17 protein-coding genes and 1 pseudogene are annotated in these 12,531 nt (G+C 39.1%); 4 read left to right on the top strand and 14 right to left on the bottom strand.

Annotated elements, in window-relative coordinates; all coding sequences use genetic code 11:
• The 7 genes from AC075L_RS21085 to AC075L_RS21115 form a co-directional block, all read right to left on the bottom strand.
• Positions 1 to 198, bottom strand: a 198-nt coding sequence (locus AC075L_RS21085; RefSeq protein ID WP_476388144.1) for a phage integrase N-terminal SAM-like domain-containing protein, incomplete at its 3' end; no start/stop codon positions are given.
• Between the two features lie 41 nt (positions 199 to 239).
• The gene (locus AC075L_RS21090) at positions 240 to 1,784 is read right to left on the bottom strand and encodes a restriction endonuclease subunit S (RefSeq protein WP_476388145.1); all 1,545 of its coding nucleotides are present in this window, start codon (positions 1,782 to 1,784) and stop codon (positions 240 to 242) included.
• A complete protein-coding gene (locus AC075L_RS21095) occupies positions 1,784 to 3,262 on the bottom strand; it encodes a class I SAM-dependent DNA methyltransferase (RefSeq protein ID WP_476388146.1) in 1,479 nt (492 codons plus the stop codon). The genes AC075L_RS21090 and AC075L_RS21095 overlap by 1 nt, the downstream gene beginning before the upstream one ends.
• 2 nt (positions 3,263 to 3,264) lie before the next feature.
• On the bottom strand, positions 3,265 to 5,634 hold the full coding sequence (gene hsdR, locus AC075L_RS21100) for an EcoAI/FtnUII family type I restriction enzme subunit R (protein WP_476388147.1): 2,370 nt from the start codon (positions 5,632 to 5,634) through the stop codon (positions 3,265 to 3,267).
• 102 nt (positions 5,635 to 5,736) lie between these two features.
• Positions 5,737 to 5,934, bottom strand: coding sequence for a DNA-binding protein (locus AC075L_RS21105; RefSeq protein WP_476388148.1), 198 nt, complete (start codon positions 5,932 to 5,934; stop codon positions 5,737 to 5,739).
• A gap of 368 nt (positions 5,935 to 6,302) precedes the next feature.
• Positions 6,303 to 6,599 (bottom strand): DUF4368 domain-containing protein, encoded by a 297-nt coding sequence (locus AC075L_RS21110; RefSeq protein WP_476388149.1) that lies wholly within the window; start codon positions 6,597 to 6,599, stop codon positions 6,303 to 6,305.
• Positions 6,600 to 7,649: a recombinase family protein gene (locus AC075L_RS21115; protein ID WP_476388150.1), complete on the bottom strand. Its 1,050-nt coding sequence runs from the start codon at positions 7,647 to 7,649 to the stop codon at positions 6,600 to 6,602.
• On the opposite strand from AC075L_RS21115, the pseudogene AC075L_RS21120 reads away from it, so the two are divergent.
• From AC075L_RS21120 to AC075L_RS21135, 4 genes and pseudogenes are all read left to right on the top strand, one after another.
• Positions 7,639 to 7,845 (top strand): annotated as a pseudogene (locus AC075L_RS21120) (NAD(P)/FAD-dependent oxidoreductase); the annotation flags it as partial. The gene AC075L_RS21115 and the pseudogene AC075L_RS21120 overlap by 11 nt on opposite strands.
• A 1-nt stretch (position 7,846) precedes the next feature.
• Entirely contained in the window at positions 7,847 to 8,062 is a 216-nt protein-coding gene (locus tag AC075L_RS21125) for a DUF6132 family protein (RefSeq protein WP_476388151.1), read from the top strand.
• The gene (locus AC075L_RS21130) at positions 8,047 to 8,709 is read left to right on the top strand and encodes a cytochrome c biogenesis CcdA family protein (protein ID WP_476388152.1); all 663 of its coding nucleotides are present in this window, start codon (positions 8,047 to 8,049) and stop codon (positions 8,707 to 8,709) included. The genes AC075L_RS21125 and AC075L_RS21130 overlap by 16 nt, the downstream gene beginning before the upstream one ends.
• Positions 8,710 to 8,718: 9 nt before the next feature.
• Positions 8,719 to 9,090 carry a redoxin domain-containing protein gene (locus AC075L_RS21135; RefSeq protein ID WP_476388153.1) on the top strand — a complete coding sequence of 124 codons (372 nt, stop codon included), beginning with the start codon at positions 8,719 to 8,721 and terminating at the stop codon, positions 9,088 to 9,090.
• On the opposite strand, the gene AC075L_RS21140 is transcribed toward AC075L_RS21135, so the two are convergent.
• From AC075L_RS21140 to AC075L_RS21170, 7 genes are all read right to left on the bottom strand, one after another.
• Positions 9,080 to 9,307 carry a hypothetical protein gene (locus AC075L_RS21140; protein WP_476388154.1) on the bottom strand — a complete coding sequence of 76 codons (228 nt, stop codon included), beginning with the start codon at positions 9,305 to 9,307 and terminating at the stop codon, positions 9,080 to 9,082. The genes AC075L_RS21135 and AC075L_RS21140 overlap by 11 nt on opposite strands.
• Before the next feature lie 62 nt (positions 9,308 to 9,369).
• A complete protein-coding gene (locus AC075L_RS21145; protein WP_476388155.1) occupies positions 9,370 to 9,654 on the bottom strand; it encodes a hypothetical protein in 285 nt (94 codons plus the stop codon).
• Positions 9,655 to 10,086: 432 nt separating this feature from the next.
• Positions 10,087 to 10,518: a bacteriohemerythrin gene (locus AC075L_RS21150; protein ID WP_476388156.1), complete on the bottom strand. Its 432-nt coding sequence runs from the start codon at positions 10,516 to 10,518 to the stop codon at positions 10,087 to 10,089.
• A 77-nt stretch (positions 10,519 to 10,595) separates the two neighbouring features.
• A complete protein-coding gene (rd, locus tag AC075L_RS21155; protein ID WP_476388157.1) occupies positions 10,596 to 10,760 on the bottom strand; it encodes a rubredoxin in 165 nt (54 codons plus the stop codon).
• A gap of 435 nt (positions 10,761 to 11,195) precedes the next feature.
• A complete protein-coding gene (locus AC075L_RS21160) occupies positions 11,196 to 11,528 on the bottom strand; it encodes a plasmid mobilization protein (protein WP_476388158.1) in 333 nt (110 codons plus the stop codon).
• Complete coding sequence (locus AC075L_RS21165; protein WP_476388159.1) at positions 11,528 to 11,845, bottom strand: hypothetical protein; 318 nt, start codon at positions 11,843 to 11,845, stop codon at positions 11,528 to 11,530. Before AC075L_RS21165 ends, AC075L_RS21160 begins: the two co-directional genes overlap by 1 nt.
• 132 nt (positions 11,846 to 11,977) lie before the next feature.
• The gene (locus tag AC075L_RS21170; protein ID WP_476388160.1) at positions 11,978 to 12,322 is read right to left on the bottom strand and encodes an MATE family efflux transporter; all 345 of its coding nucleotides are present in this window, start codon (positions 12,320 to 12,322) and stop codon (positions 11,978 to 11,980) included.
• Positions 12,323 to 12,531: the final 209 nt, after the last annotated feature.

Below are 12,531 nucleotides of genomic sequence, written 5' to 3' on the forward strand. Positions count from 1 at the left end.
TAGTGCACGTAGTCTGAGATTTACGGTCTTGGGCTTATAATTTTCTATAAGCCATATCTTGTATTCTCGTAGCTTTTTCTGTGTGACATCATCATATTGTTGTCCGTACTGCTTAATAGCAAACATATACGATGAGATCGTGTTTTCTGAGAGATTGCTTTTTCTCAAGTGTCTTTCAAATTTTTCGTTTTCTATCATAGCGAAAGATCTCCTTTCGTCAGATATTATTCAATTAAGCACTAATTAAAAGAAATTTTAACAAACAATTCTCTCTGCTTTCCAACGATACGTTTCTGTTCTGCTAACGGTGGAATAGGAAACAGCATATTCATAACACTATTTCGGTCTATTCCGGGGATAACTCCTTGCCCCTTAGACTTTATCTGATCAAAATTTGCTTGTAAGAATAAACGGATATAAAGCACATCAAGTGTTGAAACTTTTTTTATTGCCATAATTTGTCTTGCAATATGTGCTTTTTCAATATCGCAAATCACAGTTTTTCCATAACCAGAACCTTTACATACCAATAAAATATCGCCATAATTTGCAATTACTTTCGGTGTTTCCGTCCAACGATTTATTAAAACACCATTTTCCGATAAACTACTGGCTCCTGTAATATATGGAATTCCTTTGCATTTATCATTATATTCTTCAGGCTTAAAATCCGTTCCAGAAAGCAAAGAAATAACCTGTCCGAACCTTGTCCACGTCCAACTCTCCGGTATCTCAAACGGTATCTCATTGTCAATACAACGCTCAATTCCGTCCAACTTCTCATAATGAGAATTATCCCTTTTGAAAATAACAGATTCGTGCTTATCTTTTCTGATTTTACCTTCTGCAACTAACTTTTGCTTCTCAGCACGAATGCGTTCCAAAAGAATGAAGGCTGGTTCATCGTTAGGATCTTGTGGTACAAGTTTACCTTGAACGGCTTCTTGGAGAATGGATTTTTTAAGTCGCTCTGGGAAAATATTGTTCAAGTATTTTAATTTTGAATCGACTGTGCCATATTCAATTAAAAGAGCCATAACTGCATTAAGTTTTTCGACAATGCGAAGTTGCTCATGCGATGGAGGAATCGGTACAAGCATATTTCCCAGTGTTTTTCCGTTGCAGTTGGGCTGTGCGGTGGCAATAGTGCCTTCTCGTAATTGCGACCAATATAACTCACTTTCCATAAAGTATTTCAAGTATTGCGGACACAACTGATTACTATATCTGGTTCTGATTAAGTAACCCGCATAAATAGCCTCTTCTGGAACTTCTTTTACAAGATAAGATTTCCCAACCGTTCCACCTGTTCTTGCAAACAGAATATCATTGGGTTTCAGAAGGTACGCATCAATTTCTCCTTCTTTTATGTCGCAGTAAGGAACGGTTTCCCACATTACAGAATTATCCTGAATATCACTAATGCGAATCATCTTTATTCGTCCGTTTTCTTGTGCTGGTGCATTGTAGCCATACTGAATTGATTCCGACAATGTTCCCCAGCGAACCCACTCCCAACTCTCCGGAATATCAAACGGCACCTCATCCGCAATGCACACCGGCTCATTCTTCCCCACCTTCTCATAAGGCAAATTATCGGCTCCTCGGAAGATTATAGAAGGATTCTTTTCTTTCTTGATTTTTCCTTCTTTTATCAATTGTTCTTTCTCGGCTCTAATACGTTCCAAGAGAACAGATGCTGGCTCATCATTTGGATCCTGCGGAACCAGTTTTCCCTGCACGGCCATTTGTAATATTGAATTTTTTAATTGCTGTCCAGTCATTAGTTCTCCTCCAGATTTATTCCCAAAATATCCGTTATCTGCGCCAGAATTCTATCAATATCAGCATTTAAACTTGCTCTTTTTTCCTGATATTGCTGAATCAATTCCTTTGGTGGTAAAATTTCTTCTTCCTCATGAGGATATCCACAAAGGTCTATGTTATAGTTCTTCTCTTTGATTTCATCAATGCTGTATTTCTTTGCCTTATCAAATCCCTCTTCCTGTATTTCCTGGCGATTTTCCCACCACTCAACTGCTGGTGCAAAATGCTCTAGTTTCATAGGTTTTGTCTTACTGAAATGCTTGTATCCTTCTGGCATATCCAGACGGTAAAACCATGTTTCTTTTGTAATACCATTTCTATCAAAGAACAAAATATTGGTTGTGATTGATGTATACGGAGAAAAAACACTTCCAGGCATACGAACAATTGTGTGTACATTAAACTCAGAAAACAGTTTTGTTTTAATGGCTACTTTTGCATTGTCTGTTCCAAATAAAAATCCATCTGGTAAAATTACCGCTGCTCTACCATTTTCTTTCAAACGATACATGATAACTGACATAAAAAGATCGGCCGTCTCACTGCTCGCAAGATCGGATGGAAAATGATTTTTGACTTCTGTTTTCTCTGAGCCTCCATAGGGTGGATTCATAAGGATAACATCCACCTGATCATCTTCTGTGTAATCAAGAACATCTCTCAACAATGTGTTATCATGAAAAACCTGCGGAACATCTAAATCGTGTAATAACATATTTGTGATACAAAGCATATACGGAAATTGCTTCTTTTCAATTCCATATATAGAGTTTGCATACATTTCTTCGTCCTCGGTTGTCTTAACCTTTTTCTTTAACTCTTTTAACCAGCTTGTGATAAATCCACCTGTACCACAAGCAAAATCTGCCATTTTTTCGCCTATCTGTGGTTTTATCATCTGTGCCATAAAATCAGTCACTGCACGAGGTGTGTAAAATTCTCCTGAAGATCCTGCACTCTGCAATTCCTTCAGGATTGTTTCATAAATTTCTCCAAAAGCATGACTTTCTTCATAATCTGTCAAATCCAACTCATCAATTACACTAATAACCTGACGGAGAAGAACACCATCTTTCATATAGTTATTCGCATCAGCAAATGTTGTCTGGACAATAGCCTTTTTTATTGGAGTATCTGCATTGACCGGAAGATTTTTCAACGTTGGAAACAATGTATTATTTATAAAATCCAAGAGAATGTCTCCTGTCATTCCTTTTCCATCTTCATCATATCCCCAGTTCCTCCAGCGACATTTTTCTGGAATAATGGACTGATAGTCTTCTTCATCCCATTCCCAATCCTGTTCTTTTGCATCATATACTTTCAAAAAGAGCATCCATGCTATCTGCTCAATACGCTGTGCATCGCCATTGATACCCGCGTCATTACGCATGATATCTCTTACTCTTTTTACAAAATTTGACATATTTCCCATTCTTATGCTGCTCCTCCATCATAAATTGCATTTCCCAGTTCTTTTACTGCTTTCAAATATCCATCCTTACCGCCAAAATAAGAAGCTATCTTCTGTGGCTTTCCCATTCTCATAAAAGGATCCAGTTTCAATATTTCTGTCTTTTCTATTTCATATATTCCCGTATTCATATATTTGTCCAATAATGCCTCCAACACTTCTCTGGCAGCACCACTATATTTATTCAGGAAATCTCTTTTCTTAACATTTTCAGCACGTTCTTTGCGTGTCAATGGTTTCTTATCAAATGCAACATGACATATAAAATCAAAATCATCGACATCTGACATTCCCTGATCTTCCTTCAATGTTTCAAGATCAATCCCCTGTTCACGCAAAAGTCCCCTGATTTTTTCTTTCTTTTCTTCTGCTGACCATTTTCGGATAAAATTCTCCAAAGAAGCATATACTCCCAGAATATTCTCCTTCGTGTAATCAATAATACTTTCCTGACGAAGTAATTTTCCATTTGTGTCATAAACAGAAACAGTCTTATAGACAATTTTTACCTGACATCCATCCCGATTCACAATTGGCTTCGGCTGCTTTGGATCTACATGATCGGGTCCTGGTCCTACAGGGGGTTTTGTATTTTTCCCTGACCCGGACTTAGGATTAAAATCTTCGTCCATCTCGATTGGACCATCCCAATCTGGATCGGCAAATAATCTACTGACATTTCGAAAATCCATAACAACAAAATGTGTTTTTCCTTCTTTTTCCCGTAAACGTGTTCCTCGACCAATAATTTGCTTAAACTCTGTCATGGAACCGATCATTTCATCCAGCACAATCAACTTTGTCATTTTACAGTCTGATCCTGTGGATAATAATTTTGAAGTTGTGGCAATTACCGGATATTTTTCTCTGACAGATATAAAATAGTCTAACTTGCTTTTTCCATATGTATCACTACCGGTAATCCGAACTACATAATCAGGATTTTTTTGTACCATATCTGAATTCTGATTTACTAATGCTACCCTCATTCTTTCTGCTGCATCTTCTGTTGCACAAAATACGATTGTTTTAGCCATACGATTTGTGCTTTTTAGATAGTTTGTAATTTCTGCTGCAACCTGTTGGATACGGTCTTCTATAATAATATTGTAATCATAATCACTATTGGTATAAATTCGATCTTCAATTTCATTTCCGTAAATATCACATTGTCCTTTGCGAGGTCTCCACCCTTCTCCAATATCTGTCATAACATTGATTACCTTAAATGGAGCAAGGTATCCATCCTCTATGCCTTCTTTTAAGCTGTATGTGTAAATTGGTTCACCAAAATAATCAATGTTAGATATGTATTTTGTTTCTTTTGGTGTAGCAGTCATACCGATCTGTGTTGCTGATGCAAAATATTCCAGAATTTTCCTCCAGTTACTTTCTTTTTTGGCTGAACCTCTATGACACTCGTCTACGATGATTAGATCAAAAAAATCAGGTCTAAATAACTGTTTCAGTTTAAGAATTGTATTATTAATATCTTCTTCCTGGTCATCATTTCCACCTGCCAACTGTTGATACAATGAAAAATAAACCTGATATGACGTAATCGTACTCGGATCATCCTTTGAAAAATTAACTTTATGTATTACTTTTTCTAATGGTGCAAAGTCCTGTTGAATAGACTGATCCACGAGATTATTACGGTCAGCAAGATAAAGTATTTTTCTTTTCATACCACTTTTTAATAACCTGTACACTATCTGAAACGCTGTATATGTTTTTCCAGTTCCGGTTGCCATAACTAAAAGCAGGCGATCCTTACCCCTGGAAATTGCATCTACTGTTCGATTAATTGCAATACGTTGATAATAACGAGGCTGATATGTCTTCTGGCTGCTATAATATGGTTGTTGAATCATTTTTTCCTGATTTTCTGACAGACCTTCTCCATTATTTGCTCCATTTTTGTATCTGCAATATAGCTCTTCTTCTGTTGGAAATTCATCAAGATCTAATTCACGCTCTTTCCCAGTCAGAAAATCATGTTCAAAAAATCCGTCTCCATTTGAACTATAAGCAAACGGAATATCCAACATACTGGCATAGGCCATTGCCTGTTGTATACCATGTGAAATACTATGTTTATTGTCTTTTGCTTCTACAATCGCTATCGGATTGTTAGAATTCAAATATAAAACATAATCTGCACGTTTCGGCTTTTCTCTGGTAACAAAATTCCCCTTCAGATTGATTTTTCCATCTGTTATATTGGTTTCCATCGTTATTTTCTTGATATCCCATTTTGCCGTAATCGCTGGTGTAATATATTGAAGCTTTATATCTTCTTCAGACATCTGCTTTTTAGATATTATCGTCATGAATACAGCCTCCCTCTTCTGTAGATAGTTTCTGATAACAAATATTATCGGAAGTTGATAAGTATATTCTGCTACTATTCCCACTTTTAATTACTGTAGCTTTTATTTGTTTTTTGTGTTCTTTACATATTTTCCACTGCGGATTCTTGCATCCTTTGGCTTCTCAGCATCTGCCGGAATTGCCCAATAACTGCCGACACGCATTACTCCAGGAATTCTATTTTCAGAGCAAAATACCTGCACTCGTCGTTTCGACAGTCCCCATTTTTCAGCTGTTTGACTGATTGAAAGATATTCCATGCTTTCATCTCCATATTATAGTGAGTTCACGATCAATCATATTTCTATTTTTAAATTATAATCCCAAGTGCGAACAAAGTCAATTTACATCCAATGCCTTACACATTGAGATTTGTTACTTTTCTTTCACAGTAACTGCTTACGCAAAAAGGCCGGAAGTCACCATGTTATCTGCGACCTCCGACTTGTTCTGCTTATGCTATACCGTCCTATATCCTGATCATATTCTCTCCGGCTTATCTTTTCCCTGCTTTTCCTGGATAATTCTCTTATTGATTTCCAAGCGTTCATGGATTGACGGTTGCTACTACTTCTTCATGGCTCATCCAGACACAAGTAATTGTCATTATGGACAACATTTTTCAGGTTCAGTTCACCTTTCTGGTGAACGGTATCATGTTATCAGAGAAATTCCATTCAATGCGAATGTGCTTATCCGGATAAATAACCACACGCTTCACAAGCGCTTTCATTACTTCCGGAGTCAATTCTGATATGCCATTGTATTGGATGATTTCTTTTGCGGTTTCCCGCTTCTGCTTTGCCTGTTCATTACAAGCGGACAGTTCCTCAAATTTTTGCTGTAAAACGGCGAGCTTTGCTGCAATATTTTCTTCGTCTGCCAGCAGAATCTTTTTCTTTTCTACATAATCCTGTCTGGACATTCAATTATCCATAACCGCTTCAAGCAGCTCCTGTTTGGTATATTGCAGCTTGTTATGCCTACGCTGCAAGCTCATGATTTTATCTGAGACAACTTCACTCTCAGCCTTTACCGCATTATGGATTTTTTTCTGTTCTTGAAGTGATACATCCGTCAGCGAACATTGCTGCTGAATTGCCCGCAGGATAATTCCTTTGATTTTTTCCTCATCAGCACGGACATTCTTGCATTCCAGTTCATCATTGTATCGAGCTTTGCTACAAAGCCAGTTCCTGTTCTTTGCTTTGCCTTTGCCAAGAGTACTTCCACAGCATCCACAAATCAATCGAGAAGTAAGCGGATTTCTCTGCGGTACGCCCTTTGTTTTGCCAACAGACTTGATGGTACGCAGGGCAAGGAAATAAAGCTCTCTGGATATAATTGCTTCATGCGTATCAGGAATAATCTCCCGCAATTCACGGGGAATCTGCTTCGTGCGGTCGCTTCCGATTTTTACAACATAGGATTTGAACGCTTCTGTATCACCGGTATAAATCCGATTCTCCAAGATATTCTTAACCGAGTTCCAAGTCCAACCGGTGTAGACCGGATATTTACTGCTTCGGTATTGCGCCAGATGTTGTGACGAGGTAGGCACATGATCTTTGTTCAGGGAACGAGCGATTGCTGTGATGGTGCTTCCTTCCGATGCAAGTTTGAAGATACGCTTTACGGTAATAGCCGCCGTATCGTCAACAACAATCGTATTCTTTGTTTCTCCCTTTTTATATCCAAAGAGGGTTGTGCCATAAACAAACTCTCCGCTCCGCTTTTTCAAATCCACCGCACTCTTGATTTTTCGGAAAATGTCTTTGCTGTACATCTCATTAATCAGATTGCGGATAGCCAGGTCATGCCCGGCTGGGTTTTCACCATAATCATCACTGTCGTAGTGGTCATTGATTGAAATAAATCGAACTCCGTATGCCGGGAAGATAAATTCCAGATAATGACCTGCTTCCAGATAATTTCTGGCGAACCGGGAAAGGTCACGAACAATAAAGCCTTCCACCGAATTGATGAAAGATCAGATTGAGATTGATCCGGCTGAATACATTATTGCAGATGAGAGTACCCGCACCAACATCCCCGGTGTGTTCGCCGTTGGGGATGTCCGCACAAAGGCATTACGGCAGGTCGTAACTGCTGTGGCCGATGGGGCAACTGCTGTTCACTATGCAGAGGAATATTTAGCAGGAGGAATGTGAGATGAAAGAAAAAATTAAAAAATGGCTGAAGCCAGTTCTTTTTACCGCAGGCGGCGCATTAGTTGGCCTTGCATATTACTACTTTGTGGGATGCTCCACTGGAGCTTGTCCGCTGACTTCTAACCCGTTCATCACGATGGCCTATATGGGATTTATCGGCTGGCTGTTGTCCGGTATTTTCGGAAAGGGGTGCAGCGGTTCATGGAATACGCAGTAGCTTACTTGGAGGGCATTATCACCTTCATATCACCCTGCCTGCTTCCCATGCTACCCATCTATATCTCCTATTTTGCAGGTAGTGGAGAACGCAGCACAAAAAAGACCTTGTTGGGAGTGTTGGGATTTGTTAGCGGGTTTACTGTAATCTTTGTGGCAATGGGCACTTTGGCAGGCACCATTGGCAGCTTCCTGCGAGAATACAAAGGTGCAGTGAATTTAATTTCCGGATTGATAGTAATTCTTTTTGGCCTCAATTTTCTGGGCATTTTCAAAATGAATTTGTTCAGAGGCGGCAGTAAAACATTAAACAGTCGTGAGATGGGGTTCTTCCCAGCTATACTCTTTGGCATAATATTTTCCTTGGGCTGGACACCTTGTGTGGGCGCATTCCTCGGTTCTGCCTTGATGCTGGCCTCTCAGCAGGGTCATGTAATCGAAGGTATGCTGATGCTACTTTGCTATTCGTTGGGACTTGGCATTCCTTTTCTTCTCAGTGCTATTCTGATTGACTATTTGAAGTCAGCCTTCAACTGGATTAATAAACACTATCGGATCATCAATACTGTCAGCGGCTGTTTCCTGATATTGGTGGGTATCCTGATGGCAACAGGAACGCTGGGACAGCTACTCAGCCTGCTTAGTTGAGGAGGATTTATGAATAAAAAGAAGATAATAATGATACTCTTTCTTGTGATTGTTCTCATTTTAGGTGGTGAAGGAATTCTATATAAACAGCTTGGACAGAAACTGGCTCCCAATCTGCTTGCTACACAAACACCGCAGGAAACCGAATCCACAGAAGCCTCCACTCCAACAACACAAGAGAATGAATCAGAAAAGATATTAGCACCGGATTTTACAGTTTACGATCTGGATGGAAATGAAGTTCATCTTTCGGATTTTATCGGGAAATCCGTTGTCCTAAACTTCTGGGCAAGTTGGTGTAGTCCATGTAAAATGGAAATGCCTGATTTTAACGAAAAGTATCTGGAAATTGGTGAAGAAGTACAGTTTCTCATGCGATGATATTATTCTTCTGCTGTCTGCTGGTAATATGCTGATACTGCCGTTTGGAAAGCAGAAATTCCTCATCTGCTGTCTTTGGATCACACTCATAGGAACTGATAAATTCGCCATCATTGGTTTTTGCGGCATTTTGTGAGTAGTCGGTTCTGTCTGCCAAACATTGAGCGACCGTCTTTCCCTTATTCACATGAATTGCAATCAATCTTGTCGCTGGCATTCCTATCACTTCCTTCCCAAAAAGAAAAAGCCACCCGAAGGTGACTTTTCTCTGATATTATCTTATGACCTGATAAATGCTCCAAAACTTTCTACTATATTCTCGGCTTTCATAACAGCCCAGACGAGCAGGAAAACCGCTGCTATTGTCGCAATTCCAAGAACCACAAAAATAAGCAGGGACTGCCACAAGGCCTTTACAATGCAGTAAATCGCAGAACCGCCAATGACCAAAAGCAGTATGCCAATCACATAGGACACAACATTTGTAAGCAGATTTTTAAGAACGCAAATCAATTTTACAACGAATAGCACCGGCAGTGCCAATATCTTCAATACCAGCTTCATAGGCTCAACTCCTTTCTTCTTAATTACATTGTACAAGAGTATCTGTAATCACACAACGATGTCAACCCTTGTGTAAAAAGAAAGGACACAAAGGATTTTATCTCCTCTGCGCCCTAATGTTTTTCGGATTCAGTTCAACAAACTGAAACTTGATTGTTAAAAACTTGCAAAATATTTTTCTAATGAATCTACAAACTCACCAATATGAATTCCATCAATAAATGAGTAATGAGTCTGTACAGATATAGGCACCATTATCCTTACATCTTTTTCCTAATACTTTCCCCAGTCAAATAAAGGTGTGGTATTATTTTTTAGCTGAATTTGTAATCTTCTTAACATTGACACAGTATTCTCTAAGGTTATCCATCATAGGAATATTCACCCTTTTGTCTGAATTCTCTGAGGGAACACCTTCCCTGTTTTATTTTATTATCGTTTTGGATTTTCTCTCATAAAGATAAATTCTGCTACAGAGCGGTCATATGTTTTAATGTGTCCAAACAGCCAATCAATCACATTTTTCTGTACAAGTTCACTGAACCGATCAGTTGGTCCTTCATAATCCTGAAGGTATTCATGCAGTTCCTGAATTGTCTTTTTAAACTCTTCATGTTTTTCATGATGGTTTTCACGCTCTGGATAACCGGATTTTTCCTGAAGCTTTTCCTCTTCTTTGAAATGAAAGTCAGTATATTCATCCAGATAATCCAGCATTTTGACTGCTTTTACTTTGCTGTCGCCATTTTGACAGGCAGTTACAAAGTTCTGAATACGGTCGATCAATTCTTTATGCTGGGTATCAATTGTTTCATTTCCTGTTACTAAATTGTCATCAAAGGTAATATTTAAATCGTAAGTCATAATCTGGTCTCCATTTCTTTTTATATGTTCTCTTGGGATTTTTTTGTGTCTGTCAGTTTCACACCTGCATTTTCTGCTTAGTCTTCTAAAGGAACAAAAACATCTTTTCCTAATCCACAAATCGGGCATACCCAGTCATCTGGAATATCCTCAAATGCAGTTCCTGGAGCGATACCTCCGTCTGGATCGCCTACTGCCGGATCATAAATATAGCCACATGGTTCACATTCATATTTTTTCATAGCTATTTTCTCCTTTTCAATGTTGATTCATTTTGTTAATAGATTCCTACTGAATTTTTCAGTATTTTGTTGCTTTTTTATGTATGTCTGTATTATACATGATACTTTCTATTTTGTCAATAACAGTAATTGTTATTATTTTTATTTTATGTATTTTAAATTCAGTAATATATGACTAAAATGTTACGAAAAAGACTAGTTCTACACTATTTCTGAAAATCTGGCAGTGCATTGCTCTTTCTCATGTAGCATCATTCATTATCCTATATGAATTTGCCATATATATTCCTCCAAATTCCGCTTTGTCGAATTCTTAAGTTCTCCATTTGTAATAATTATAGCACATGAATATGAATAATTCTATCAGCTAAACAAGGTTATACGTCCCTATGTAAAGCCGCAACCGCAGTTGTGACTTCCCGACAAGTTGTCGGATTACTGAATTGAGGACAGGCGAACAAGAACTTCTCTCATATCCGTCCAGATTTCCTCCAGTCGTTTTTGCAAATCCTCAATGTCAGCATGATAGATGCTGCCTGTTTCGTTCGCTCGTTTGGCGTACTGGTTCAGGTTGTTGGAGCAGATTCGCAGGAGCGAAACCAGGGCTTTCACATCCTGCAAATCCAGTCTGATGCAGTACCCGTCCAGAGCCATTTTTCGCAGATAGGCTCCCATGCTGAGGATGCCAAGCTCGTCCATCTTCTCATGGATTCGCTCTACCTCCTCCTTGGATGCAAGGAAACGAACATCCTGATCTCGCTTTGCCATTACAACACCTCCTCACGGGTTTCAGAGTATTTTGCAGGCGGAATATGTTCCGCCTTGGATTTCAGATCAGCCAACACAGAAGGACGCTCCGGCTCGCTCCTTTCGTCACGATTTTCCGTAGAGTCCTCCATATTCAGGGCTGCATCCAGTTCTGCCAGTCGCTGACTTTTGGCTGTCAGTTCTGCTTCCTGTTGATTGTAGAGGTTATTTAGCTGTTCATTGGCTCGTTCTAAGCGCTCAGGAATGCCTGAAAGGGCATTGTCCAGTTGAGTGATATTTCCTCGTGCATCTATGCCAAGGGCTACTCTGTGGCTCACAGTGCCCTTCAGGGTCACATCTAACTTGTTCCGGAAGCTGTGCTTCCAGCACCCCGTCAGCGGCAACACCGAAGGTACGCTCCATCGCTTCCATGACGTAGGAGTGGTTTTCAGGCGTCACCTCCCACGGTTTCAGTTCCGGGGAAGAACGGCGAACGCCGGTATCCGCCACATCAAACACATAGCGCAGATACGGTTTATACAAATTATAAATGTACTCAATATCGTTATTATTGTGCCATTTCTAATTACCGAAGCCGTCCCCTTTTCATCATTTGCACCGTAAAATTGTGAAACAACAATCCCTGAACCAATCGCAATTCCAAGACAGAGGGAAGTAAATTTCATAGATACAGAACTGGTGCGCCTACGGATGAAAATGCATCTGCACCTATCAAATGTCCCACAATAATTCTGTCCACAATGATAAACGATTGTTGAAATATTGTCCCAAACATAAGCGGAATAGCAAAACATAAAAGCAACTTTATGGGGTTGCCTTTTGTCATATTAGTTTGTGCACTCATTTTTATGTCTACTTTCTTTTCATATGATACTATTATAGGGGTTTTAGGCAGAAGAAAGAAGAAAGGAAAACAATTATAACCATTTTATCCAAAAAAAGGGCTTTACCCTTTTTTCGGATAAAGCCCTATAAATTTACTTTAATTATCTTGCGTGGTAGT

The sequence above is a fragment of the Blautia sp. ZXY-1-B12 genome, from assembly GCF_056339915.1.